The organism is Pseudomonas sp. UME65 (genome assembly GCF_014170225.1).
GTDB classification, from domain to species: Bacteria; Pseudomonadota; Gammaproteobacteria; order Pseudomonadales; family Pseudomonadaceae; genus Aquipseudomonas; species Aquipseudomonas protegens.
This window is the reverse complement of the sequence record NZ_LZZQ01000016.1, coordinates 187,937-211,976: the sequence shown is the minus strand read 5'-3', so window position 1 is coordinate 211,976 and position 24,040 is coordinate 187,937. Positions and strand designations below refer to the sequence as shown.

The 24,040-nt window shown below is 58.0% G+C and carries 23 protein-coding genes; 10 read left to right on the top strand and 13 right to left on the bottom strand.

What is annotated here, in order from left to right:
* Positions 1-7 precede the first annotated feature (7 nt).
* From A9971_RS26215 to A9971_RS26195, 5 genes are all read right to left on the bottom strand, one after another.
* Entirely contained in the window at positions 8-724 is a 717-nt protein-coding gene (locus A9971_RS26215) for an energy transducer TonB (protein ID WP_183001983.1), read from the bottom strand.
* A gap of 3 nt (positions 725-727) precedes the next feature.
* Positions 728-1,153, bottom strand: a complete 426-nt coding sequence (locus A9971_RS26210; protein ID WP_011061113.1) for a biopolymer transporter ExbD — start codon at positions 1,151-1,153, stop codon at positions 728-730.
* A gap of 11 nt (positions 1,154-1,164) precedes the next feature.
* Complete coding sequence (locus A9971_RS26205) at positions 1,165-2,982, bottom strand: DUF2341 domain-containing protein (protein WP_053151379.1); 1,818 nt, start codon at positions 2,980-2,982, stop codon at positions 1,165-1,167.
* 19 nt (positions 2,983-3,001) lie between these two features.
* The gene (locus A9971_RS26200) at positions 3,002-4,636 is read right to left on the bottom strand and encodes a ShlB/FhaC/HecB family hemolysin secretion/activation protein (protein WP_404944726.1); all 1,635 of its coding nucleotides are present in this window, start codon (positions 4,634-4,636) and stop codon (positions 3,002-3,004) included.
* 74 nt (positions 4,637-4,710) lie between these two features.
* The gene (locus tag A9971_RS26195; protein ID WP_011061110.1) at positions 4,711-5,313 is read right to left on the bottom strand and encodes a transposase; all 603 of its coding nucleotides are present in this window, start codon (positions 5,311-5,313) and stop codon (positions 4,711-4,713) included.
* 1,015 nt (positions 5,314-6,328) lie between these two features.
* Between A9971_RS26195 and A9971_RS26190 the strand changes: the two genes are divergently transcribed.
* Positions 6,329-6,592 carry a short-chain dehydrogenase gene (locus tag A9971_RS26190; RefSeq protein WP_182999900.1) on the top strand — a complete coding sequence of 88 codons (264 nt, stop codon included), beginning with the start codon at positions 6,329-6,331 and terminating at the stop codon, positions 6,590-6,592.
* 363 nt (positions 6,593-6,955) lie between these two features.
* Here A9971_RS26190 and A9971_RS26185 read toward each other — a convergent pair whose 3' ends face one another.
* Together A9971_RS26185 and A9971_RS26180 are read right to left on the bottom strand one after the other, a co-directional pair.
* Complete coding sequence (locus A9971_RS26185; protein ID WP_041774238.1) at positions 6,956-8,065, bottom strand: HNH endonuclease; 1,110 nt, start codon at positions 8,063-8,065, stop codon at positions 6,956-6,958.
* A 210-nt stretch (positions 8,066-8,275) separates the two neighbouring features.
* The gene (locus A9971_RS26180) at positions 8,276-12,469 is read right to left on the bottom strand and encodes an NACHT domain-containing NTPase (protein ID WP_138641049.1); all 4,194 of its coding nucleotides are present in this window, start codon (positions 12,467-12,469) and stop codon (positions 8,276-8,278) included.
* A gap of 424 nt (positions 12,470-12,893) precedes the next feature.
* On the opposite strand from A9971_RS26180, the gene A9971_RS26175 reads away from it, so the two are divergent.
* Both A9971_RS26175 and A9971_RS26170 read left to right on the top strand, forming a co-directional pair.
* On the top strand, positions 12,894-13,373 hold the full coding sequence (locus tag A9971_RS26175; RefSeq protein WP_041774235.1) for a hypothetical protein: 480 nt from the start codon (positions 12,894-12,896) through the stop codon (positions 13,371-13,373).
* Between the two features lie 91 nt (positions 13,374-13,464).
* On the top strand, positions 13,465-13,803 hold the full coding sequence (locus A9971_RS26170; protein ID WP_041774233.1) for a hypothetical protein: 339 nt from the start codon (positions 13,465-13,467) through the stop codon (positions 13,801-13,803).
* Positions 13,804-14,006: 203 nt separating this feature from the next.
* On the opposite strand, the gene A9971_RS26165 is transcribed toward A9971_RS26170, so the two are convergent.
* Positions 14,007-14,276, bottom strand: coding sequence for a hypothetical protein (locus A9971_RS26165; RefSeq protein WP_138641047.1), 270 nt, complete (start codon positions 14,274-14,276; stop codon positions 14,007-14,009).
* Positions 14,277-14,621: 345 nt separating this feature from the next.
* Between A9971_RS26165 and A9971_RS26160 the strand changes: the two genes are divergently transcribed.
* Positions 14,622-14,954, top strand: coding sequence for a type II toxin-antitoxin system HigB family toxin (locus A9971_RS26160; RefSeq protein ID WP_019095970.1), 333 nt, complete (start codon positions 14,622-14,624; stop codon positions 14,952-14,954).
* On the top strand, positions 14,951-15,589 hold the full coding sequence (locus A9971_RS26155; RefSeq protein ID WP_182999899.1) for a type II toxin-antitoxin system HigA family antitoxin: 639 nt from the start codon (positions 14,951-14,953) through the stop codon (positions 15,587-15,589). The genes A9971_RS26160 and A9971_RS26155 overlap by 4 nt, the downstream gene beginning before the upstream one ends.
* Positions 15,590-15,638: 49 nt before the next feature.
* Here the strand turns inward: A9971_RS26155 and A9971_RS26150 are convergent, their stop codons facing one another.
* Both A9971_RS26150 and A9971_RS26145 read right to left on the bottom strand, forming a co-directional pair.
* Positions 15,639-16,235 (bottom strand): hypothetical protein, encoded by a 597-nt coding sequence (locus A9971_RS26150; protein WP_182999898.1) that lies wholly within the window; start codon positions 16,233-16,235, stop codon positions 15,639-15,641.
* 63 nt (positions 16,236-16,298) lie between these two features.
* Positions 16,299-16,577 carry a hypothetical protein gene (locus A9971_RS26145; protein WP_011061106.1) on the bottom strand — a complete coding sequence of 93 codons (279 nt, stop codon included), beginning with the start codon at positions 16,575-16,577 and terminating at the stop codon, positions 16,299-16,301.
* Between A9971_RS26145 and A9971_RS26140 the strand changes: the two genes are divergently transcribed.
* Both A9971_RS26140 and A9971_RS26135 read left to right on the top strand, forming a co-directional pair.
* Complete coding sequence (locus tag A9971_RS26140) at positions 16,576-17,046, top strand: DUF6896 domain-containing protein (protein ID WP_015635476.1); 471 nt, start codon at positions 16,576-16,578, stop codon at positions 17,044-17,046. The two genes, A9971_RS26145 and A9971_RS26140, sit on opposite strands and share 2 nt — an antisense overlap.
* Positions 17,043-17,474 (top strand): hypothetical protein, encoded by a 432-nt coding sequence (locus A9971_RS26135; protein WP_182999897.1) that lies wholly within the window; start codon positions 17,043-17,045, stop codon positions 17,472-17,474. Before A9971_RS26140 ends, A9971_RS26135 begins: the two co-directional genes overlap by 4 nt.
* Before the next feature lie 123 nt (positions 17,475-17,597).
* Here the strand turns inward: A9971_RS26135 and A9971_RS26130 are convergent, their stop codons facing one another.
* Complete coding sequence (locus tag A9971_RS26130) at positions 17,598-18,782, bottom strand: contractile injection system protein, VgrG/Pvc8 family (RefSeq protein ID WP_182999906.1); 1,185 nt, start codon at positions 18,780-18,782, stop codon at positions 17,598-17,600.
* Positions 18,783-18,946: 164 nt separating this feature from the next.
* A complete protein-coding gene (locus A9971_RS26125) occupies positions 18,947-20,050 on the bottom strand; it encodes an extracellular solute-binding protein (protein WP_015635473.1) in 1,104 nt (367 codons plus the stop codon).
* Between the two features lie 139 nt (positions 20,051-20,189).
* On the opposite strand from A9971_RS26125, the gene A9971_RS26120 reads away from it, so the two are divergent.
* Complete coding sequence (locus tag A9971_RS26120; protein ID WP_011061102.1) at positions 20,190-20,981, top strand: response regulator transcription factor; 792 nt, start codon at positions 20,190-20,192, stop codon at positions 20,979-20,981.
* A 123-nt stretch (positions 20,982-21,104) separates the two neighbouring features.
* Positions 21,105-21,887, top strand: a complete 783-nt coding sequence (locus A9971_RS26115; RefSeq protein WP_053151358.1) for a hypothetical protein — start codon at positions 21,105-21,107, stop codon at positions 21,885-21,887.
* A 302-nt stretch (positions 21,888-22,189) separates the two neighbouring features.
* Here the strand turns inward: A9971_RS26115 and A9971_RS26110 are convergent, their stop codons facing one another.
* The gene (locus tag A9971_RS26110; protein WP_182999896.1) at positions 22,190-22,777 is read right to left on the bottom strand and encodes a TetR/AcrR family transcriptional regulator; all 588 of its coding nucleotides are present in this window, start codon (positions 22,775-22,777) and stop codon (positions 22,190-22,192) included.
* A gap of 149 nt (positions 22,778-22,926) precedes the next feature.
* Here A9971_RS26110 and A9971_RS26105 point away from each other — a divergent pair, with 149 nt between their 5' ends.
* On the top strand, positions 22,927-24,027 hold the full coding sequence (locus tag A9971_RS26105) for an alkene reductase (protein ID WP_182999895.1): 1,101 nt from the start codon (positions 22,927-22,929) through the stop codon (positions 24,025-24,027).
* Positions 24,028-24,040: the final 13 nt, after the last annotated feature.

The window sequence follows — 24,040 nt, the reverse complement described above, 5'->3', positions numbered from 1 at the left end:
GGTTCGCTCATTCCGGTCGCCGGCCCTTAAGGGACAGGCGTACCGGCAAAGTCAGGGAGGCCGGCATGCGCTCTTTCAGGCGCGGCGTGGCCCGCAGCGCCGCCAGCACTTGCTGGTCGGTCTCGGGGTTGCCACTGGAGCCGGCCAGCTCGGCGCGGGTCACCTGCCCGTCGGCGCCCAGCCACAGGTCCACCTGCAAGGCATAGGCTTTCTTGCGCAACTCCGGGTCTTCGCGCAGCGCGCGCTGGAAGGTCGCCGCCAGGTACTGCTTGTATGTGCCGGTGCCCAGCCCGCCGCCACCGGCGCCGGCCATGCCGCCGCCCTTGCCGGCACCGACGTTGAAGCCGTCGTTGCCGGACTGGGCGTCGCCATCGATCTGCATTGGGTTGGCCAGATCGTCCGCCGGCGATGGCGGTGCTTCCTCCTCCGGCTTGACCTCCTCGGGGGTGGGCGTGGGCTCGGGCTCCGGGATCTTTTCTTCCACCGGCTCCGGCTCCTTGGGTTTCTCCGGCGGCGGTGGGGGTGGCGGCGGCGGAGGCGGCCGCGGGATGATGGTCGGCACCTTCGGCGCTTCCCGGCGCACCCCGGCCATGTCATTGGCCCACTGCCACAGCAGCCAGGCCGCCACGGCACCCAGCAGCAGCCCCGCGCCCCACTTGAGCAGGCGCAGGGCGCGCGGCTTGTTCTGTACCGGCGGCAGCTCGAACGGTTGATGTGCGCTCATGGCTCAGCCCTGGCTCGGTTTGCCGGTGACCAGGCCGACCTGGGACAACTCCAGGCGGCGCAGCAGGTCGAGGACTTCGATGACCTTCTGGTACTGCACCGTGGCATCGCCGCGGACGATGATCGGGAAGTCCGGGTTCTGCGCCTTCTCGATGCGCAGGCGCTCTTCCAGCTCGCCCAGGGTCACCGGGTAGGCGTCGAGGAACACCTGGCCGCCATCGTTCACCGAAATGGCCTTGGTCTTGGCCTCGGAGAGCGACACCGAGGCGCTGGCCTTGGGCAAGTGGATCTGGATGCCCGAGACCTGGGCGGTGGCGGTGAGGATGAACATCACCAGCACCACCATCAGCACGTCCACCAGGGGCGTGATGTTGATGCTGTCGACGGCGGCATCGTCTTCGTCGTCATGGGAGGCGTTCACGGAAGCCATGGCAGTTCTCCTCAGGCCGGAACCGACGCGTTGCTGTGACTGACCCGCCAGTGGGCGTTTTCGCTGTGCTGGCTTTCGCCATGCAGCTCCGCCAGCCGGGTGATGAACTCGTCGACGAACACCCGCATGTCGGCGCCGACTTCCTTGTTGCGGGTGATCAGGCGGTTGTAGCCAAACAGCGCCGGAATCGCGACGAACAGGCCCATGGCGGTGGCCAGCAAGGCCGCGGCCATGCCCGGGGCGATGGCGTTGATGTTGACGTCACCGGCCATGGCGGTGCCGAGGAACACCACCATGATCCCCAGCACCGTGCCCAACAGGCCGATGTAGGGGCCGCCGGCGATGGCGTTGGACAGGGTCGAGAGCTTGGAACTCAGTTGCTGGTTTTCCCGGGTGCGCACGCCATCCATGGAGCAGCGGATGGCCTCGATGGTGGCCGCCGACACCGAGGAGGTATCGGCGCCCTGCTCGCGGCGGGTGCGGATCTCTTTCACCGCCACCAGGTACAGGCGCCACAGCGAGGAATGCTCCAGGCGGCTGGCCAGGACCTGATCGTCGGCGAACATCTCCAGGCGGGTGCCGACCTTGGCGAACTGCTCGCGGAACAGCGCATTGGCAGCGCTGACCCGGCTGACCATGCGGTTCTTGCGCAGCATGATCACCCAGGACTGGATCATCATCCCCACCAGCACCAGGATGATCACCCAGGCATCCACCGGCACCGCCTTGAGCAGGAAGCCCAGGCTGCCGAAACCAAAACCCGACTGTTCTTCATCGACGCCATAGGCCACCAGCTTCGACTCCGCGCCCTGGGCGCTGGCATCGGCCAGGATCAGCGCCGCCGGACGCGCCACCTTGGACAGGCGCAGCTCGTCCAGGGCCCCGGTGAAGGGCTGGAAGTGGCTGGCCTCGGCCCCGGCGGCCGGCGGCAAGTCGGCACCGATGGCCAACGGCGAATTGAAGGTGGGAATGGCCTGGGCCAGGCTCGCGGTTTCGCGGCCGTTGACGTACAGCGCCAGCCGGCTGCCCTCGCCGCTCAGGGCCAGGTGCTGCCACTGCCCCGGGTTCAGCGGCTGGGTGGAGGCGGCGCGCTGGCCGTCCACTTCGACGAAGGGCATGCCCTGGTTGATGCCGATCAGCAGGCTGCCGGCGCCTTCGCGGCGGGCCAGCAGCAATTGTTCGCCGCTGGCCTGGTCCAGGCGCACCCAGGCACTGAAGGTGAAGGCGCCGCCGGCGTTGTGCTGCAGCGACGGGCTGGCCGGCAGCAGCAGCGGCTGGCCGCTGAACTGCAGGGCCCGGCCGATCACCCCGTCGATCGCCGCACCGGTGGCGTTCTGCGCGGTGTTGCCGTAGGCGGTGGTGTCTTTGGCCGGCGTGCCGTTGCTGCCGTCGAAGTGGTAGATCGCGGTGTAGCTGGGGTCGAAGGTCAGTTGGCCATTGGCCGTGCTCGGGGCCTTCTGGTTGCCGTAGTACATCCAGATGTCCTGGCGCTGGCCGCCCTCGACCTTGGGCACATCGACCCAGATCAGCGCCATGCCCATCAGCGGGTCGAAGCTTTCGATCTGGTGGTTGAGCACGGTCTTGTCATCGGCGGCGACAAAGCGCAGGTCGGCGCCGTCTTCCTTGACCCCGTCGAAGGTGAAGTTGCCAGTGTGCAGGCGCACCAGCAGCGCGGTGCGGCCCAGGGCCTCGTTGATGGCCGCGCCTTGCGGGGTGGTGTCCACGCTGATCTGCTTGCGGTAATGCCAGTCGTCCTGCCACCAGGCATGGGCCGTGGCCGGGAGCACGAAGCCCAGGCAGATCAACAGGCTCAGGAATAAGCGTTGCATGTGAAGGGTCTCCGTAAAGTCAGAACGTCGCTTGCACACTGAAGTGCAGGCGCGGGTCGTATTTCTGGGTGTTGGGGCCGTCTTTGAGCGGGTAGCCCCAGTCGAGGCTGCCGGACAGCCACTTGCTCAAACTGGCGCGGGTGCCCAGGCCGACGCTGGCCAGGCTGTATTCGTCCTCCTGCTCGGGCAGCGGGTCGTGCAGCGACAGGTGCGCGCCTTCAGCAAAGGCATAGAAACGCCACTCCTGCACGTAGCTGCCGAGGAACTTGGCCAAAGACGGCGTGCGCAGCTCCTGGGAGAACAGGTAGCCCTCATCCCCGGTGCGCTCGGCGGCCAGATAGCCGCGCACCGAAGTAGCGCCACCAGCGGAATACTGCTCGTTGGACACCAGCGGCCCCGAGGCCAGCTGGAACGCCGCCTTGGACGCCGACTGCCAATCGTTGGCGAAGGTGTAGGTGAAATTCAGGTCGCCCTTGAGCACCGAGAAACTGGCGCTGGCTTCGTCGCGCTTGTAGTGGAACTCCTCGGCGTCGCTGCCGTAGCCGAAGAAGCGCCGGGTGCCGACGATCAGGTTCAGGCCCAGGCCCAGCTGGGCTTTCTCGCTGTAGCGATAGCCGTTGTAGCCAAAGGTCATGGGGGCGTACTTCAGCGGAATCTGGTCGCTGCTGCGGCCAAAGCGCATCTCTTCGTCGAAGTCCTTGAAGTCCACCCCCACCGACAGCGAGTTGGCCCAGTTGCCCGCGGCGGGCAAGGTGTAGATCGCCGAAACCCCGTAGGAATGGCCCTTGCCCAGCACGTTGCTGCCGCCGATGGTGGCGATGTTGCTGTCGGACTGGTAGCCGGAGAACTGCAGGGCCCAGCGATCGCTCAGCGGCGCGGTGTAGGAACCAGACCAGACCTTGGCGTTGTCGGTGTCCTGGGGCGCGGTGAAATAGGTCAGGGAAATGCTGTGGCCCAACTGCCAGAGGTTGTCGTAGCCGACGTTGACCACCGTGCGCAGCTTCTCGGTGTCGGCGCTGTAGTCGTTGTTCAGGCCGACGCTGGCGTGCCAGGGGTTCTGGTCTTCCACTTGCAGGTCCACGTCCATGGTCCCCGGGCGCTGGCCTTCACGCACCAGCGGCATGACCTGGCGCCCGGCGCCGCGATTGAGCCCGGCCAGCTGGCTTTGCACCGTGGCAAAGTCCGGTACCTCGCCTTCTTTGAGCGCCGGCACCTGGTCGCGGATCTCCACCGGCGAGTAATGCTTGGCCCCCACCACCCGCACCCGACCGACCTTGGTTTCACTGACCTGCAGGTAGACGATTCCGTCCTCGACCTTCTGCTCCGGCAGCTCGACGAACACCGACTGGTAGCCGCGCTCCTGATAGACCTTCTGCAGCGCATCCCGGGCGCCTTCGATATCGGCCAGAGCTTTCTGCGGCCCGAGGAACGGGTACACCGCCTCCTCGATGGCCCGGGCATCGAGCACCGTATTGCCACGCACGAAGTACTCATTGACGTCCACCAACCGCGCCGCGGCCGAGGCTTCGACCGGGGCCGGCTCGCCCTCCTCGGCCTGCACCGCCGGCACCAGCGCCGCCAGTGCCAACCAACCGCACAACGGCCACCAGCGCCCGCCACTGCCCGGTCGCCCTGATTTGCCCAGATGCTCCACACCGCCCCCTAGAAGTCTGAAAATTGGCGCGCACGCGCGCATTGCCGTCGCCGTCTGCACAGCGTTTGGCCGATTCAATTGCTGGTGATCGAGGTGTTTTCGTGGCGAGCCAGCCAGGTGTGCAACAGCGCGAAGTTCAACGAGAACTCAGGCATTTGCAGCAAGGCACCGCAGAACACTTCACCGATGATTTTCTGGATCAACTGCACCGCCCGCGGGTTGTTCAACAGCGTGGCGATATCGCGACTGAGGACACTGAAGCTCCAGACCTTCTGGTTCAGATCGAGACCGACGAACCAACGGAACAACAGGTTGTAACTGAGCTGTTCATAGAGCTGCTGCTCGCTGGGCACCGAATACAGCAACTGCAACAACAGAATGTGCATCACCGTGCGCGGCGCAATCAGCATCCCCGGCTCGGCGTTGAGGCCCTGGAGCAGGTCGCGGTGCTGATCCAGCAACTCATCGATCTGCGGGCGCAGCAGCACCAGCGAATGCCCCGGCGGGATATAGCTGGCCACCTCCTTCAAGGCGCCCTGCCAGTCATCCTGGGAGACGATCCAGACCCACGGCGCGCCGTAGCGATAGACCGACACCGGCTTCTTGCGCGCCGCCTCGACGATCTTCGACAGCCGTTGATCCAGCTCCTGCATGCCCACTTTCGAGTAGCGTTCCATAGTCCCCATAGCCTCACTCCCGGCGTCCCGCCTCGGCTTAAAAAAGTGGCCTGGCGGCCCCCTCAAGCGCGTTACATACCCAAGACGCGCGTGGCCATGTGCTACCGAACTTTTGTCATAAAAGCTTCATTCACAAAGGCCAGTGGAAGACGGAACAACGACATACAGGAACCTCGTAGGAGCCGGCTTGCCGGCGAAAACCGCCGCCAGGACAGCGCTGACCTGTCTTTATTCCGCGCACGACCAGACCGCCCTCTTCGCCGGCAAGCCGGCTCCTTCGGGAAGGAATTGTTGAGCTGAAGAAGGCTGAAAAATGCGCCGCCCGGACGGGCGCGCCGTTTGCCGTGGCTCTGGCTTTGGCTCTGGCTTTGGCTTTGGCTTTTGATCTTGATCTTCAAGCCCCTTCCCAGCCGGCCGAGCGTAGGCGTTGCGTAGGGGGCAGCTCGGCAAGGATGCCGAGCTAGCCGCCACCCGGCCATGGATGGCCGGTTGGCGGCGGCCCCCGGAGCAATGCCGGAGAGAGGGCACCCCGAGCCCTAGCGAGGGGCCCATGGAGGGGCAAGCCCTTTTGGTTACTTTTACGGCGTTTGGTAAAAGTGACTCGCTGTAAGAGCGAAACCGCCAGCGGCCGCACCCGCAGGAATGGATATGTACCCCCAACAACCCAGAAAGACTGGCCGGCTCGCAGGCCGCCAAGTCCCCCTCAGCAATCCTACAAAACTTGCAGACGCGTCTGACTTGTCCCCCCAAGACCCACCGTCCATAGTCCCCACTCGCCCCAATGGCGACCGGGTTTGGCGACCTGGAAATCAACCAACAGGCAGTCACGCTTGCAGCGCTAGCCGTCGAACATTTATGGTCACGGCTGCCTTTCTATGGTGGCTGTGCGCGGGAGACCTTCAGGGTCTGCCGGTTTTCTGTTGGTTAATCCGGTTCGCCAACCTGCGTACAGCTGCCACCCTTTCGTTTGGCGACGATCTGAGCAGCTCCCTTAACCAACAGCGGAGTGATCCTCATGAACCAACGATTTATTCCCATCACCGGCATCGACTGCCTGATTCCCTGCCTGTTTATCGACAAGACCGCCCCATTGGACGTGCTGCATGCCAACGGCGCCGCACGTTTACTGGCAGTGACTCAACTGCTGGAAAGCCTCTCCCGCGCAGAGCTGAGGAATACTGACGATACCGATCTGCAACATATCTCTAACGTTGCTGCGATTCTGCTGCGTGACAGCTGCGACCTGTTGGGAGTGATGGGCTGGCGCCTTCAAGCCTGACGCCTGAGCGCTCCGCGCTGCTTGGTAGCGCGGAGCGTTTCAAATGGGGTCTTGGATTTTTTAGGGGGGAAGTCTTTTAAAAGTGGCTGCAATCGGCCAGAAGTGGTCGGTCGACGCACTAGCTTTAGAACTACCTCATCTCTTGCTCGGAGTTGATGCACACTTCCACAACTCCTTCGGATCAGGCAAGCACCCCCGCAGAGCCGGCAACCTCTCCCTTCTCCCGCTTCCCATACCCCCTCCCATCAGTCGCGGCTACTCAGTTATCGGAGTTGCAATCCGCGAACACCTCGCAGCCAATACCTACAAACAGAAACTGCAACGGTTGTTCACCTACCGCCCAGCGCTCGCCTGGCTTCTTGGCTATTTGTGTCTGATGCGTCCGGCATTAGCCAGATGATGGATGTAGGGCGTAAGACTCTCTACATAAGCTTCAATAAACTCCTGAGGGTCTACGTGGTCGCTACCCGCGAAACGGCGCTCCATCGCTTTCCTCGAGTTGGCAAAAACCTCTTCTAGATGCTGCTCCTGCTGCCGCTGGATCTCATGAGGAAGGACAGCGTGCAGGCAGTCCAAAGCTACCTGCGAATCGTAGAACTCATATTCATAGATTTTTCTAACCTTTGACTCGTCAAAATCCAAGTCGAAATCGACAGAAAATTCCTTACCTTTTGTTGGGTCTATAGCATACGAATGCTTAAAATCATCACCCTCGTAATCTGCGCTCAGCGAGATAACGATTCGGACGATGCCAAAATACTCCAGATACGCTTGAACCGTCCGCGCGGCCTTGTTGCCCTTCACGCAGACGCAGTGGAGGGGCACACCGACTGGCCGGTTGATGAGCAGGTCATGGTGGTAGTAGTAGCCGAAGCACGGTTCACCATCATTGAAGATATAAGCGTTCGCCCGCTCGCAGATCTTGGGGTTGATACCGTTCGCAGACAACAGAGCTAGAGCCGTTTTCACTAACGACTTGCCAACGCTCAGGCCGCCAAAGCTGAATTCGAAGTGGAAATATCCATCAGGGTATTTGGACTGTGCTATCGCGCTGGCTAAAGTCTTCTCGACATCCAGCGTGGGATAGGTGCGTTTCAAGCCAGTCACGATCTGACGGGCCTGCTTCATGTCATTGGCACTGATTTGAAAATGAACGCCATCCTCCTTCACTTCCTTCTTGATCTCTGGAGCGAAGAATTTCAACGAATTCTTATCGTAGATCAGCTTTTCGCCAGCTGTCGTCTCAATGACCTCAGCGCGGTTCTCGCCTCTGTCACGCACGACACGGAAGAACAAGGCCAGTTGGTTTAGTTGCGTGGCTAGATCTGTGTCCCAAGTCTCTCCGGCCTTACCATTGCACGCACGACAGATGAAGCCTTTAACCTCACGTATGCCGCCAATTGAGTTAGGGATGATGTGTTCACCAGAATCGTTTTGAGGCGTCAGAGTCTCACTGCACAGGTAGCAATCCATACTTCCTACTCCTAACGGCTCACCGGACTTTCCAAGCCTTCGAAGCCTTCTTCAGTTGAACGTTATACTCATGCTATCTGCAATCTCGTTCGTCGTGGCATAAAGCACGCATAAACGGTCTAGGTTACGAAACGGCCAGAAGCAAACCTTCGGACGTGTCGACTAAAATAGAGCCTGCAACTCGCTGGGTATTCCAGCTCAATAATCGCGTCACGCGAATTGAGTTTCGGCCTCCGGCGGCCATGCTCGACCCGTCGCTATATCCGGATGCCGCGGCTCGTCATTAATCCGACCCTTTTCGTCTCGGTACTCTTCAATTGCCAGCAAGCACTGTTTGGCCAGCCATGAGCGTGCATCATTGGCAGGTAACATTGCGAATAGTCGCGCACGCATCCCTGTCAGTGGCAATCCAAACTCCTCAAAAGCGCCCCGCCACTGCTCCGAGGGTCGCCGGGAAATAGCTAGGCTTCTTAGCGCCCCACCCAGGTTTTGAAAAGGATGAGTAGCTTCGACATTACCGTCAAAAAGCGCCATGAAGTTGTCCTCACCAGGTAAGTCATCCATTGCCATTTCGAGAACTCGGCGAGTACTTCCAGGGGGTAGTGCAAGGTAGCGCTTGATCAGACTCCTATGAAAGTCAGGGAGCAAATTGGCAAGCCTGGTTAACTCAGACGACAAGTGAAAACCATTCCCTGCTGGGATTCTGCCCTCGCCAAGATGCTCGAGCACAGCAACAGCCGCCTCTTGAGTGTTCAAACTCAACATCGCGCTTGTCCATTGGGAATCACGCAAAAACTCGGGGATGTCAGCGGCCAGACGTTCTAGCATGACAAACGCAGTATCGGCGGGGCTTTGGGGAATGGTCTCCAACAGACGCCGCAACGCGTTCGGGCTACGGTGCTGATCCGACAACATGAAAATGGCATCGTGTACCCGTTCTGGACTGTCGGAAAAAGGGAATAGATCAATCCAGCCCATCAACTCCCCGCGATTCTCGTCAAGTCGCCATCTTTGCTCCTGGGCTTCGGAGAGTAGCGCCTGGACACCTTCCATCAGTATCGCAGAGGGAATAACTTCGCCTGCGCGAGCGGCATTTACCAGTAAGCGATGCTTGCACGGTGTCGGTTGAGGAAGCGACAGAAGCAAATCTATTTCTTGGCGCTTTGCTCCGTGCGGTAAAGCAAGACATGTCCCAGCAAGCGCGAGAGCATGCTTCTGTTCAGCATCGGGCTTTGAAGCGACTCCGAAACCCATCACCACAGCAAAAATCGACTCAGCAAAATGCGACGTTGCAGGGCGTTGCGTAGCACGTTCTGCTCTCCGAATCAGATGATTCGAATAGTCGGTCGACCGATTGAAATTCGGTTTATGTGAAGGGGAATGACCGGCCTGCCAGATCTCCAGCAACGCCCCGGCTGCCTCCTTGCCCCAACGTAAATCACCCAATCCACGAATGAGAACCGCGACGGCAGGTGCGTCATGCATAGCTGCTAAGGCCCGGGTGTACATCAACGTATACCCCATTGGGACCACCCCTCCACGTCCCGCTGCCTGAAGCCAACTAGAGCGTGCAGACTCATACTCAACCAAGTCTCGTTCGAGGAGGTTGAACAAAGGCTCGGCCAGCGTTGCATCCGCAACTCTTTCAGCGGCGCGAGCTAATTCAGAAGCAACGTTACGAGCTAATACTGGAGCAGCTTGTAGTGTGTCCATCCAAGTTTCGACGACACGAGACAAACTTGAGCGATGTGCTTCATCAAACGGAGGCTTCGTATCACCTCCATCCCGACCATGGCGGGCGAGCACATCAGCTAACAAACCGATACGACGATAGCCAGGCTCTTCAGATATGGAAATAAGCACCTGTGCAAAGACGTTTTGCCGTGTACCAGATAACGCACCTACCAATCGATAATGGGCTTTCGACAATTGCTCATCGTATCGCCCCAGCGCCTCCAGTTGACTATCTACTACAAATAACTGGTCGAAGAGCGCAGCGATGGTGACCGGGCCAATGACGGCCGCAGCTGCATTTAAACGTTGATCCGGGGTGAGAGGGTCAATAGCAGCCTCAGCTACTGGTCCTGAATCGATCAGTGGAGTCTGATTGAGATAGTCCTCGACGTGATCAGGAAGTGATAGATCAGCGGCGATTCTGGCAACAAGTCCAGCAGCAACGGCGAGAGGATACTTTGAGAATGAAGTCATCACTGCATTCTCGATCCCCCTACCATTAGGTTCGAACTCGGCCGTGCCAATCAGCTGCGTAATTTGGTATTCCGTATCTTCAGGACTCTCCTGCAACATCCATTCAAGCAGTCGCCCTGGCCCAGCATCCGCAATTCGTACCGTTTCTCGCTCATTCAAAAGGCGAGCGTTGAGTTGCTCGTCAGTGAGGTGGTCTGGGAAACCCTCCTCCGCTATTGCTCTCCAAACAGCATCCGAAGCTGTCTCCAAAATTAGTTTCACATGTCGGTCAGCGCGGCGGAATGCAAGAGCCGTTACCACAGCAACAACGACCTCGGGATCAGGTTCGGAAGCAGCCAGTTCAGCCGCTAACTCCAAACCATCGAATCCACTATTGCTTGCGATCTCAGGGAAGGCTATTAGTCGCTGGGCCGCAGGTAACGTACGCAAACGGATCGCGCTATCGACGCCGAGGACACCAGGGTTAAAACGATCACTTACTCTAAATAGTGCGAACTGAATTTGATCGTTTGTATTTGACACAAACGGCCAAATTGTCTGCGCGAAATCGGGTTTACCCGTGGCGACCATGAATCGCACCGCTCTATCGATTTCACCGGGACTGTGCCAGCGCTCGATAAAAATAAGCACTCGATCGCGCACTTTCTGCCATACCAAATCATCGGCCCGTTCGAGCATGACGGCAGCCAAAATCGGGTCAATACTCAGTGCATCATTAATCGCAACTGCGACCGTCTGCACTCCCTCCTCGCCTTCACGTGAAACTCTGTCGCATGCGAAGAGGATCGAATCCTCCCAGCTAGACCAATTGAGCATCTGTTCGCGCAGCCTGCTAAGCGCATCGGCATCCCCTGCTGACGCCTCAAGCATCACACGCTCTACTTCCAAAGACGCGTACCAGTCTTGGAACAACTGATGTTGGAAACTCACTGCTCCGTCGGTGCCAGCCGAGCGAACCAATAAGTGCGCGGCAACTAACCCGTCAACAATTGCACGGGGTTGCGGCGCTGAGCCAATTTGCCCTGACGCGATAAGATACTTCGTGACTTCTGAAATGATGCGATTAGCGCTGGTGCTGGAGACTATAGTATTCGCGCCACGGGATGCTTCGACTGCGAGCCCAATCAAAAAAGCGTTATGTTCACCAAGAGTATCTCGCTGCAAACGCTCGACTTTCTCAGGTGCGCTCTCATTCTGCTGCACAAACATGCGCAACACCGCTTCCTTTGTCACCGGGAACTCCGCACCTATCGGCAACGTCAGCAAAGCATTTAGATAAAGAGGATTACTCACTAGCTCGCGCACACCACGCGTTCGCCATGCCCTATCCACAAAACCAACTCCTTCATCCCCCCTAACCGCTTGGGCGATCTCTAGCTGTTGCTCATCGGAAAGGGGATCGATCACGATAATCGGCCGAACATCCGGTAGAGCCTGACGTCTTGAGCTGATGACAATACCGAGTTGCGGGTAGTCACGCTGTAACGCCTTCAGGTCACGAGTTGCACGCAACCGAGCATCAGCTGGCAGTTCATTCCAGCCATCTAAAAGCAGAGCAAGATTCCCGTGGTAGGCCAGTTGCATCAGGTGTTCTCGCCTAATGCCATAGAAAGCGTTACGACGCAGGACGAAATCGTAAAAGTCTTCCTGTCGGTCAGACCACTCACCGAGGGGGACAAGCAAAGGAATCAAACCTTCCTGATTGCCCATGCATTCTGCTAGCTGTAAAAGCGTGGTCGATTTCCCCGCGCCGCCTACCGAGACAACGCCAACCGGCTCAGCAAGCGATACAAGTCGTGCAAAGCTTTCAAATGTCACTTGAGGTGTGGAACTACCTTCAAGTCTCAGTGTTAGCGCGATGGTTCGCGCAAGTTGACCAGATGCAGCTCGAAATCCTTGAATGTCTCTCAATGTCGCCGTACGAAGTCTTCCTCCAACCGCACCGATCGCTTCAACAGTTGGAAGATTGAGCCCGCGGAGAAAATCCTGGTCTGCATCATCGAGTAAATCATTAGGTCTAATAGAACCTAACGGTTCGCCACCCGCGATCGCGTCGAGGGCCCGTTGTATCGCCTTGTTTTTCCATTCGTGCAGCAGTGCGACCGTAAAGCGCGAATCGTCGGAATCGATGAGTTTTGAACAACTCTGGCACATCCAGATGCCGTTCAAGGGGCTGCTGCGCTCGGCCGAACTCATATTGGGATCGTAGCGTTTCCCTCCTGGCGCCGCTGCTGCTATGTGCGCGCCGACACCGATGTTGACCGTCCCCTCCTCAGCTAATGCTGGGCCGGAAGTCGAGCGCATACAGGATGGATTCGAGCAGTGGTAGCCCACACGAGCGGCAAGACCGCGAATCGTTTTGGCCCGAAAATCGTCACGTATAGACATTCAAAACCCAGAATTAATAATTCACACCTCTATTAAATGAGGTGTAGCTAATGATCATGAGATCGTAGAGCCTGAGTGTGTTCCGAGTTGCTTTCAGTTTCAACGAGCAAACTGAAAGGCGAAAACTGGCCAATTGGGAGTCGCTCCCAATGGGCAGCAATCGGCCATAAGCGGACGCTCAAGACCGGTCAGCTTTCGGCCAGAAACGGACGCTCGGCCCCAAAGGAATACGATGAAGAGAAAAGCAAGAATGGCTGCACTTTTGGCTAGCAAAACCAGGACCCTGTCTGAGCCTGGCTGGACGTTCGACCCTGATCGCATGACCCGAATATCCGATTGCCATTCGATCATTGAAGTACTTCGACGCATCAAACACGGTGAACCTGAATGGGCCCACCGTAACGTCACCCTGTGGTTTCCCGGCCCATCGAATGCCTGGGTTCTGGTGTACTCGCTTCGGGATGCCAGGGCTTCGTGCTTTGATTTCATGTACGCCGACGAAAAGCCACCTCAGAAAGCGTTGTCTGACCTGCTAGAAAAGTACCCAGAATGCACGGTTATCGATTGGTCGGCGGGACGCTTGGCCTGCATCGAGGCCGAGGGTGTGGATGTTGAGACGCTAGCGGAAATCATCCAGGACGTTGCTGAAACTGTTTGGGGTGAGCACAGCTCGGTCGTCGATGCTTCGTATGAGGAAATGAGCAGAGCGTGATCCGAAGCGCTTATGCATGGCCCTGGCCTTGAGCAACAATCGGCCAAGAGCGCGTGGTCCGCAGCTCACCGTAATCGAAGGAATATTTGTAATGAATCACCCTAACAACGACTTGAGGGCCGATTTCATAGAGGTGCTCAAGGAAATCAGCGCGCTGATGTCCATTGCATACGAACAAACCGGCCCAGTACCGGATGACCATCCGTTAGCTCAGGCAGGTTTAGAGAATGGTGGTGAAATCGTTCTGGACTATGTCGATCACAACGAGGCTGGAATAGCGTTCGAACACCTGCTTTATATGATTAATGAGCCACCGCTCATTATTTCTGAAGAATGCACAAAGATCTTGGCCCAAATCGCAAAGACTCTGGAGATGCCGTTTACAGGGGACGAAAGCTGCCGCCTACGAAGGGCTACTTTTGGCCGATAGCTGTCCTCAACCAAAGTTCGCTTTGGGTTGAGGATTCAACCGGTCGACGCAACAGATTGGCTAAATGGCCCTGCGGCGCTTCGTATTTCAGTTTTTTGCGACCTCATTACGGATCAAAACCGAGTCGATGAGCACGTGCATTTTCGCGGACAAAAACAAGCGAAGTGCAATCTGCCAGACCGTCTTACTTTTTAAACTCCACCCTATATATGTTCCAAATATTCCAAGAAAACCTCGCCACCGAGGTAAGGGCCGTCATCACTGCAATCCATTGCCGGCTCGTCAAAATCAATCCATACACTGGTCATAATCCTGTCTTTTCCGGCCATAGTTCGTTGAGTGCTAGATAACTCCACTTCACCCCCCAAGGCTTCCTTTACATATTCTGGAGGTAACGCAACCACTCCAACCCCGCCATTCGGCCACCACACGTGGGGCTTAACTTTTACCCTGTCACCGTCATTGAATTTCATTTATTTACTGACCCGTTCTCAAACCGCCAAGCCCCATATTGCAATCCTACAAAACTTACAGACGCGTCTGACTTGTCCCCTCCGGGACCCAACGCCCATAGTCTCTCTCGGTTCGCCAACCCGCGTTTCGAGCGCATCTCGCGCACCGAAAAAATGCTGACAACACCAACCGGCAGCACATCACCAAGGTCGCTGAAATGACTCTGCGCGACGGTCGCAACTTGCTGGAGGAATAGCCCGAATGGCCCCCTCGCAAGGAGGAACCATTAAGTCTCAAGCTGTCGACAAACCGCAGTTGTGAAAAAACACAACCAGAGTAGCATTGGCTCGAAGACAGGGAAGCCTATGGACATTCTCACGCCATCACGTTTTACCGATGCTGCGATTTTGTATCCGAACGACAAGGCCGGGCTCGATCGTTGCCTGCGGATTTTGAGGATGGCACGCCCAAAAGGATTCGCAGACCTGCAAAAGCTTTTCGGTACGCAAGGGATCGACTTGTTCAAACCGAGAGCCGCAGCGAACTGGGTCGTGATCGACGTAGGCGGAAACAATCTCAGGGTGATCGGCGGCGTCAACTACACCCGACAGAAGTTTTACGTCAAACACATCTACACACATGCTGACTACGACCTTGCCAACGCCTGGTATGCAAGCAACCAAGGGGTAAAACGATGAGCGAAGCCCGAAACGAACTTCAAACCGTGATCGCAACGCTTGGCGAACTACACGCGGTACTGGAGCGCCTGCGTGGTGAGTTTGTGCACGGCATCAAGACCCCCGCCGACTATGAGCGTGCGACCAACCTGCTCGATGAACTCACTGACGGGCGCGAGCTGAGCAAGGTCGAAGAGAAAGTTCTTGTCGAACTCGAGGATGAAATCCTGGCCTACCAGCGCCACTCCGAGCAGTTTCGCGAATCGAACGCTGCATTTGAGGCGACCTGCCCCCCCGTGCAGTTGATCAAGGATCTGATGGAAACGCTCGGGCTCACGGGCTCTGACCTCCCTGAAATTGGCGATAAAACAGCGGTATCCAAGGTACTCAGTGGAGATCGCCCCATCAGTCACAAGATGGCATACGCGCTGGCAGAGCGATTTTCGATGGAGCCTAGGGCGTTCGTATCGGCAGCCTCGGGAAAGGCGGCGCCACTCGAAACCGTTCGGACGAAGGCTAAACAGACTTCAGCTTATTACCGCACTAGCAACATCTCCCGGAACTTACTCCCAGTGAAAGGTGCCGACGCAGGTGAATCCAAACGGGTAGCGTCCAAGAGCCGCAGACACTTGGGTAAAGCTCCGACCAAGGGATAGCGCGTTTCCATCCTGCCGTTCTGAGTTCCGTACGCTAACGCCATCACCCCTACCCCAACTGCAAAAAGAACCGACCAATCCCCGCGCCTATCCGCTCTGAAAAATCCTCATCCAGAAACAGATACCCCATGCCATCCGAAAGCACGCCTTTGTACTCAGGCAGCGCTCTATCCAGATCGCCCCCATAAATGGATACCCTTCTGCGCCCTGCCTCCGCTGAAACAGGCGCCTGCAGCCAAGCGTCCACGCCATCCAACTTCGAGGCCAGGTTCTCGTCATCGTCCACGTCGCGGTTCACCCCCAGCCGTACCGCCCCGCGATCTGAAATCGGCTGAACAGCCTCATTCCGCTCGGAACCGGCTCGAACATAGCCCATGACAACCGCTTGCGAGCGTCCCTGGACGGCACGCAACTTTCGATAGTGGCCGACCTCGCCCGGCAAGTACGGTACAAAAACCGAAACCCAATAACTCCTGTCGATCAGGGCCTCTGAAAACCAATGTCCAGGAAAGGCCATCAGGTGTGTCAGCGGTACTCCATCAGGCGAACAGGGCCAAGCCAGCTCTGTGGGCAGGCAGGCCCCACCACCGACATAGGCATCCTCTTTTGCAGGCGTTTCACCGGTAAATATCAGCTCGTCAAACATCCGTTTCTCTCCACTCCATCACAGGTTGCCGCATTCGTTAACAGCCTCTGGCCAATACTTGGGTCAAGACTTCACGCCACGCACCGCACGTCCACAATCCACCATCAGTTCCTCCAGAAAGGGGCGCAACTGCGCCTCGCCCACCGCCAGCACCCGCTTGTACTCATCCTGCCCGTACCATTCCCAGACAGTGGTGGAAAACCCCATGTTTTCGGCTCCGAAATTTGTCCGGGCGAATATACCGATATCAACGTACTGGCGCGCATCCAGCACACTCGCCGCTTGTATCGCGCCGCAATCTCTGAAATCTTCTGCCCCCTTGCCCACGATGCCAATGCCCATGAACCCGCACCTCGCCCATCTTGTTTCCGACTACCAAGCCAGCATCCGCACGGCTGTCGAACTGATGCAACAATCCGCCATTCCCCTCCCTGCCAGCAACGCCGATTGGGTGGGAACCGATATCCCGGATCAAGGAGAACTGGCTGGCGGTATTCGCTACTTCAAGCACGGCTATGGCTGCGCCGTTCACCTGCCAACGGCAACGGTGAGCTTTGACTTTGGCGAGCAGGGCGAAATCGACGGAATAACCCTATCGAGGCTGGCCGGCTTTGCCGAGAATAGACTCGTGGAATACGGCTTTACGGATGAGGATGAACTAAAGCAGTGCTTCGACCAAGAAGTGGCAGCAGGCTCGCTGGTGTATTCGGGCTATATCCTTTATTACGTCGCAACCGTTAGATCCCAAGCGCGCACGCTCGAAGATAGCGACAGTCCTTCACCCCCCGAGCACCCCGGAAGCCCATCATGAAGTTCACCTCAGCCGGCCAAATCATCGACCCACGAACCGTCGGCTATCGCAGCCTGGGCTTCGGCGAGGCACTGACGATCCCGGTAACGCCCTATGAACTGCGCATCCACCACGGCGATCTGCCGCAACACTTTCTTGACTGCGCGGACACCTTTGCCGCCGAATGCAAAACCGACGATATCGACCAGGGTTTTGTCGACATCCCGGAACTTGCAGAGCTGGGCTACCCAAGCTTCAGGACGCTGTTGAAGGACCATCCCGATCAGGCCGCGCGCCTGGTCCAGGACTACCTGTATTTCGAGTTGCTGTTTTCGCTGTTCCCGCATTCAAGCGGCCTTAAAGTCGTGATCAACAGCATCACCCGCGTCTGCTCAAAAGAAGGTGTCATCCTGCTGACGGGCCAGACCTACGCGGCCAGACACTCATGAGAAAGCCCTGGCGTCAGGACCGAGGCCTGGGATCAGGCCACTGATGGCAACCGACGATTCACTATCGAGTGTGGTCCGGGCCTTCTCCCTGGCGGCTTGATGCGCGTTCAGGGCAATGGCGTATCAGCCGCAACACAGGCAACCGCTGATCAGCGGTTGATCGGGGTCGTTTTCAAGAAATGCGACTTTGACCTCCACACCGGGTCGCAGCGGCGTCACTTCACAACGCCAATTGGCAGTACCGGCCAGCCAACAACTGCTCTTGTCGTCGAACCGGCCTTCGCGGTCCCAGGGAAACTTGACCTTGACCCTTTCGAAGCGCTGACCACGCGAGTTCGCCTGGTCTTCCAGGGCGATGACCAGCGCCGTCTGGTTGCCTGGCGCCAGAGGCTTCTCATGAGCCAAAGGCGGGCGATAGCAAAGGTCCAACGCAAGCGCGGTGAAACGGTTGCGATAACCCTGGCGCAGTTGATCCTGGTTGTCAGTGTGGCCATTGGCGACGCTCTCACCCGCAACCTGTGGTTGCTTGCCCTCATGAATGACCTGAGTCAGTAGCCAGAGGTCGCTGCCCTGGCCCGAGGTTTCCAGGACATGACCACTGAGCAGCCCGCTCTGCGTACCTTGCCCTTCAACCTGGCGCGACTCCCTGGCACGCAGGCTTGTCGGCGTGCCGTGACCGATCGGTAACAGGGTGGTGAGCCCATCGTGCCCGGGGGCAAAAGCCGTGGTCGGCCCGATCGCGGGGAATACTGCCTGCTGATCGCCAAAGACCAGCACGTGGCCTTGAGCGCTGTGCTGGAAGTGGAAGTGAATTCCCTCTTCCTCGCACAGGCGCTGAATAAAATGCAGATCGGTTTCATCGTACTGGGTGCAGCAGTCACGCTCGGGGTAGCTCGCCCCGAGCTCAAAGCGGTAGGCATCCCCCAGAATCCCATGCTCCTCCAGGACCAGGGCGACGATAGCAGGCACCGAGAACTGCTGATAGATCCTCTTGTTGATACGGTGACGCAAGTAGGACAGGTGCGGCACCAGGGCCAGGTTGTAGTGCGTCAAGCCTTGAGCGTCCGGGCCTCGCGCAATGTGATAGATGCGCCCATGAATGCCATTGCCCCAAGTGTCGAATGCCAGAAAAGCCGACACATCGAAGAGGCATTGCAGATCCAGATCCGGTCGCTCGCTCACACACTCCACATTGAAGAAATAGGGCTTGCTGATCGCCTCTTCTCCGGTGAACGCGCGCACCTTGAAGTCGTGCGCAAAACCGTCGATTGTCAGGCTGAACCGGGGTGCATTGGCTGGGCTTAACATCCACTGTTCTCTTATTGCATAACCTGTTGAATGGGCACGGTCGTGCAGCGCCTTGCGCAAAAGTTCATCTTGCACAAGACGCGTACATGTCTCCGAGTGTTTGAACAATGCGCTCACACACAATGAAGATGTGCATGAAGCAGCAAGCGAAGAGTCAACTCAGATCAGATACTGCTCTTCACCTTGGTCCAGACCCGAGTACGGATTCTTTCCAGTTTCAAAGGCAGCGGCTCAAGCGGAACCAATGTGGCGATGGTTTGCTTGTCCGGATAAATCCAGGGGTTATCGCGCAACTTCTGCTCGACGAACTCGGTGGCATCTTTATTGCCATTAGGATAAAGCGTGTGATTCGAGGTCTTGGCAATCACTTCCGGGCGCAACATATAGTTGATGAAGGCCAGCCCTTCCTTGGGGTGAGGAGCATCTTTCAACAGCACCAGGTTTTCCGACCAGACCAGCGCACCTTCACGAGGAAGGCTGTAGTTGATCCTGCGCCCGGTATTGGCACTTTCATTGGCGGCCTGCGCAGCCAGGGCGCCATTGGCCCAGCCCACAACGACACAGATGTTGCCGCCCGCCAAGTCGGTGTCGATTCTGGAGGAGTCGAAATAAAGGATATAGGGGCGAATCTTCAACAGCAGCGCTTGAGCTTTCTGGTAATCATCCGGGTTCTTGCTATTGCTGGGCAGCCCGAGGTAATTCAAGGCAATCGAGATGATCTCGCTGGGAGAGTCGAGCATGGCCACACCACAAGACTGCAGCTTGCTGATGTTCTCTTCCTTGAAGATCAGGTCCCAACTGTTGACCGGGGCATTGTCGCCCAGGGCTGCCTTGACTTTATCGACGTCATAACCAATGCCGGTGGTACCCCACAAGTAGGGCACGGCGTAGCGATTGCCCGGGTCATTGACCGCCAGTTGCGCCAGGATGGCGGGATCGACATGGGACAGGTTACTTAGTTGACCTGAATCAAGTGGCTGCAGGACTCCGGCCTGGATCAGGCTGGGCAGTACATTGGAGGTCGCCACCACCACGTCATACCCCGTGCGCCCGGCCATGACCTTGCTCTGCATGATATCGGCGCTGTCGAAGGCATCCATGTGGATACGGGTGCCGGTGGCCTGTTCGAACTCCTTTGGAGTCTCTGGTGCGAGCAGCCCGAACCAGTTGTAGAGGTACATGGCAGGCTCTGCGGCACCCGCCGTTGTGCTTATTCCGGCATAGAGAAACGCAGCCGAAAAAATGGTTCGCAAACGTGACTTTCTCATGCAACATCCTTGTCCAGACGACGTGCCCTCATGGCGGTCGTAAACCTGTGCCAGCGAATATACCGGGCATCAGCCAATAGTAAATACCTACGATTACTTAGCTCCGGCCGACCATTCCCTAACCCTAAAGGGGTAGAAAATGCCACTCGATCTTCATAGCCTGGCCTGGCACCGTTCGATTGGAAAACTGATTCTGCAGTTGAATCGCCCAGAGTTCTGGAGCTCACTTATCCGCACACTCAATGAATATGTGCAGATTGATAACTGGGTGGTTTTGATCTTCAGCAATCAACAAGTGCAAGTTGTCAGCCTGCCCGAGGTGGCAGATGCAGAAGAAGTGGATGCGTTCATTCACCTCTATGTAAAAGGCCTGTATTTGCTGGACCCCTTCTATATCGCCAATCGAGAAAACCCGCAGAGCGGCTTCTTTCATCTACTGGATATAGCGCCGGAGTACTTTGTTGAAACCGAGTACTACCACAAGTACTTTGCACAATATATTTGCGTAGATGAAGTGCAATACAACATCCAGCTCGATGCTGACAGAACACTGTGCATTTCCATTGGCAGCAACGCCCATTTCAGCCAGGAACACATCACCATGCTGGACATCATCAAGCCGTGGGTCACGGCACTCATGCATCAACGCATGTGCTTCGAAGTCGATGTGGAAAAAAGCCTCAGCGAACCGCCGCAATGGCCGGAGACGATCACCCAGTTTGGTACCCAGATAACCACGCGGGAAAGTGATGTGCTCAGGCTGCTGCTCAGTGGCTTTTCCAACAAGGAAATCGCAGGAAAGCTCTCCCTCTCCACAGAGACGATCAAAGTGCACCGCCGCAACATCTACGCCAAGTTGAACATCAAGTCACAGTCCGAACTCTTTGCACGCTTCTTCATGCCCAGGCAGGATGTGCTCTCTTTAAGCTAGGCCCCGGGCCTGGAATGAACTCACAGGCCTGGCACGAACAGCGAGAGCACCAGCAGGCTCACGTACGTTCGACCAAGCGTTGCTCATTCGCCTGAACACCCACATGGAGCCGGTAGCCATTCGATGGATATCCAATTTCGCGGTAACGCAATGCCTGGCAACCCCGCCGCTGGCACCTGCGATGAATACAGCCTGAGCGCCATTTCCAGCCTGGATGAGCTGATCGACGCCTACCGCAAGATCGCGGGCGACCACCCGGGTTTCCAGCCCCTTCTCTCGCTGGATGATCTGCCCCAGGCCCGCTACACCTCCGGGCATGCCCGCAACAACCTGGGGCTGGACGATGCCTCGGAGCAGGAGATCGCCCTGCTACCTGCAGAGTGCTTCGAACAGGGTGAATACCTGGGCTACCCCACCACCAAGGCCGAGTTCGCGATCTGCTTGCGCAACTTCACTGACCTGGTGGCAGGCAGCTCGTTCGAAGACGCTTGCGCCCACGGCCTGACCCTTGATGCGCCAGCCCTGCGCGAATGGGTGGACTATCAGCAAAACCCTGTATCACTGCTCGACCAGCCCCTCTCGGCACTCCTGGTGCCCGTCGAGCAGTCCTATCAGGCGCTCGCCGCTTTTCCCAACGGCTACTTCAGTTGCGACCTGGGCCCCGCGCAAAACTTTGCGGTGGCCCGCCACTTCGCCCAGGCCCATGGCTATGAGTTGATCGGGGTGGGCGCGTCCTACCTCGGCTTCCTGCGGGCAGAGCCTGCCGACCTTTGCGTAGCCAGCGCGGTGGCGAGCGATTTTTGTGCGCTCTACAACACCCCCGAGGAGGACCGACAAGCCGTGGTTTCAACGGTTGTCGAGGCTGTTCGCGGTCGCACCCATTTGTGGCTGCGCTACGTGGAATGACGCTCGGAGAAAAGACGATTGAGGTTGGCTGAGCAAGGATCTAGGCATGTCAGACATGTGCGGTATATGTGGTCGAAAACTGGGCCTCAAAGACGATCCGCTTTCGGTCGATTGTGGCGGTGACTGTTGGGGTTGCATTGGCCCCATTGAGGCTGATCTTGGAAATGCCGAATCGTCAGTCAAGGTGAAGGAAGAATTTGACACGGGTGTGCGCCCAGGCAGATCCGAGACACGTTTCAAATCATAATTGACGCCGACGTGCGCTCAACGACCGCAAGCGCACAACCCTGGCATGCCCCCCTTTATGCCGGCTTGCCTTTATCAACCGGCAACGACGCAAACATCTCAGCGCGGCACACCTCAAGAATCTCATTCGCCAGGGCGGAATCATCCGGGCAGGCACGCGACAACATGATCGCACCCACCGCACGGGACAGCAGGTCGATCATTTTCTTTCTACCCTCGCCCGCCAGCGCGTCAGGCCGGGTCGGGTATTTGTCCCCCAGGGTTTGCAGGGTGTGCTCGACCCCTTCGGCAAACGTCGCTTTCACATCATCCGATTGACGCGCCGCATCGCCACACAACGCGGCCATGGTGCAACCGCTGCCACGTCCGTCGCGATGTTCCCTGGTCACATAGACGTCGATGAAGCCAGGCACATCCAGCGCCTGCACGCCTGCCAGCGACTTGGCAAGGCTGCAGGCCGAGGCCTCGGCCATGAGGTCGGCCTTCGAGCCGAAATGCTTGTAGAAGCCGCCGTGGGTGAAACCGGCCGCCGCCATGAGATCCGACACACCCACACCGTCGAAGCCGCGCTCACGGAACAACTCTGAGGCCGTTTCAACGATGTGCTCTCGATTGGCCTGCGCCTGGGCCTTGCTCACTCTCACGTGCAATACCTCATGTTCATTGGGAAATCATGGGCCCAATCATACATAGATGTCGATCATAATCAAAACCGTTGACAGTTTAGATTTCGATCATCATCCTAATTGCACACACCACCGACCTCCACCCACGGGCACGGAAGAGACACCAGATGACCGATCAGAATCTGTTCACCCCTTACACCCTTGGCGCCCTCGCGCTGGCGAACCGCATCGTCCTCGCGCCACTGACCCGCAACCGCGCGGGCGCAGGCTTTGTTCCCAGTGAATTCGCGGCCACCTATTACAGCCAACGCGCTAGCGCGGGCTTGCTGATCAGCGAAGCCACGCAGATTTCCCAACAGGGCCAGGGCTATCAGGACACCCCCGGGATCTACACCCAGGCGCAGATTGATGGCTGGCGCACGGTGACCGACGCCGTCCACGCCAAGGGCGCAAAGATCTTTGTGCAACTGTGGCATGTCGGCCGCGTGTCCCACGTTGATCTGCAAGAAAACGGCGCCGCCCCCGTGGCCCCTTCCGCGCTGCGTGCGGCCACCAAGGTGTTCGTCAACAACCGCTTTGAAGACGCCAGCGAGCCCCGCGCACTGGACATCAGCGAGCTGCCGGGGATCGTCGCCGATTTCCGTCAGGCCGCGGCAAACGCTATCGCTGCCGGGTTCGACGGTGTGGAAATTCACGGCGCGAACGGCTATTTGCTGGATCAGTTCCTCAAGGACAGCGCCAACGTGCGCACCGATGCTTACGGCGGCTCGATTGAAAATCGTGCGCGTCTGTTGCTCGAAGTCACCGCTGCCGTGGTCAATGAAATCGGCGCGGATCGCACCGGGGTGCGCTTGTCGCCGGTGTCGCCGGCCAACGGTGTCTCCAGCAGCAATCCGCAGGCGCAATTCAATTACGTCGTCGATCAACTCGACGCCCTCGACGTCGTTTACCTGCACATGGTCGAAGGCGCGACCGGTGGCCCGCGTGACGTGGCGCCATTGGATTTCACCGCCCTGCGCCAGCGCTTCAAAAACACCTACATCGCCAACAACGGCTATGACCTGGAGCTGGCGACCTCACGGCTCGCCGAAGACCAGGCCGATCTGATCGCGTTCGGTCGCCCGTTCATCGGCAACCCGGATCTGGTGGAGCGTCTCAAGACCGGCGCCGCCTTGTCCGCATTCAATCCCGCCACCCTCTACGGCGGCGGCGCGGCAGGCTACATCGACTACCCGACGCTGGTTGATTCGAGCGCCAGCGCAAGCTGAGCAAGCAGAAACC

What these genes read in the sequence shown, in the direction of transcription:
- A9971_RS26215 (WP_183001983.1), bottom strand. Translation starts at nt 724, where the DNA reads ATGAGCGCACATCAACCGTTCGAGCTGCCGCCGGTACAGAACAAGCCG.
- A9971_RS26210 (WP_011061113.1), bottom strand. Translation starts at nt 1,153, where the DNA reads ATGGCTTCCGTGAACGCCTCCCATGACGACGAAGACGATGCCGCCGTC.
- A9971_RS26205 (WP_053151379.1), bottom strand. Translation starts at nt 2,982, where the DNA reads ATGCAACGCTTATTCCTGAGCCTGTTGATCTGCCTGGGCTTCGTGCTC.
- A9971_RS26195 (WP_011061110.1), bottom strand. Translation starts at nt 5,313, where the DNA reads ATGGAACGCTACTCGAAAGTGGGCATGCAGGAGCTGGATCAACGGCTG.
- A9971_RS26190 (WP_182999900.1), top strand. Translation starts at nt 6,329, where the DNA reads ATGAACCAACGATTTATTCCCATCACCGGCATCGACTGCCTGATTCCC.
- A9971_RS26185 (WP_041774238.1), bottom strand. Translation starts at nt 8,065, where the DNA reads ATGGATTGCTACCTGTGCAGTGAGACTCTGACGCCTCAAAACGATTCT.
- A9971_RS26180 (WP_138641049.1), bottom strand. Translation starts at nt 12,469, where the DNA reads ATGAGTTCGGCCGAGCGCAGCAGCCCCTTGAACGGCATCTGGATGTGC.
- A9971_RS26175 (WP_041774235.1), top strand. Translation starts at nt 12,894, where the DNA reads ATGAAGAGAAAAGCAAGAATGGCTGCACTTTTGGCTAGCAAAACCAGG.
- A9971_RS26170 (WP_041774233.1), top strand. Translation starts at nt 13,465, where the DNA reads ATGAATCACCCTAACAACGACTTGAGGGCCGATTTCATAGAGGTGCTC.
- A9971_RS26165 (WP_138641047.1), bottom strand. Translation starts at nt 14,276, where the DNA reads ATGAAATTCAATGACGGTGACAGGGTAAAAGTTAAGCCCCACGTGTGG.
- A9971_RS26160 (WP_019095970.1), top strand. Translation starts at nt 14,622, where the DNA reads ATGGACATTCTCACGCCATCACGTTTTACCGATGCTGCGATTTTGTAT.
- A9971_RS26155 (WP_182999899.1), top strand. Translation starts at nt 14,951, where the DNA reads ATGAGCGAAGCCCGAAACGAACTTCAAACCGTGATCGCAACGCTTGGC.
- A9971_RS26150 (WP_182999898.1), bottom strand. Translation starts at nt 16,235, where the DNA reads ATGTTTGACGAGCTGATATTTACCGGTGAAACGCCTGCAAAAGAGGAT.
- A9971_RS26140 (WP_015635476.1), top strand. Translation starts at nt 16,576, where the DNA reads ATGAACCCGCACCTCGCCCATCTTGTTTCCGACTACCAAGCCAGCATC.
- A9971_RS26145 (WP_011061106.1), bottom strand. Translation starts at nt 16,577, where the DNA reads ATGGGCATTGGCATCGTGGGCAAGGGGGCAGAAGATTTCAGAGATTGC.
- A9971_RS26135 (WP_182999897.1), top strand. Translation starts at nt 17,043, where the DNA reads ATGAAGTTCACCTCAGCCGGCCAAATCATCGACCCACGAACCGTCGGC.
- A9971_RS26130 (WP_182999906.1), bottom strand. Translation starts at nt 18,782, where the DNA reads ATGTTAAGCCCAGCCAATGCACCCCGGTTCAGCCTGACAATCGACGGT.
- A9971_RS26125 (WP_015635473.1), bottom strand. Translation starts at nt 20,050, where the DNA reads ATGAGAAAGTCACGTTTGCGAACCATTTTTTCGGCTGCGTTTCTCTAT.
- A9971_RS26120 (WP_011061102.1), top strand. Translation starts at nt 20,190, where the DNA reads ATGCCACTCGATCTTCATAGCCTGGCCTGGCACCGTTCGATTGGAAAA.
- A9971_RS26115 (WP_053151358.1), top strand. Translation starts at nt 21,105, where the DNA reads ATGGATATCCAATTTCGCGGTAACGCAATGCCTGGCAACCCCGCCGCT.
- A9971_RS26105 (WP_182999895.1), top strand. Translation starts at nt 22,927, where the DNA reads ATGACCGATCAGAATCTGTTCACCCCTTACACCCTTGGCGCCCTCGCG.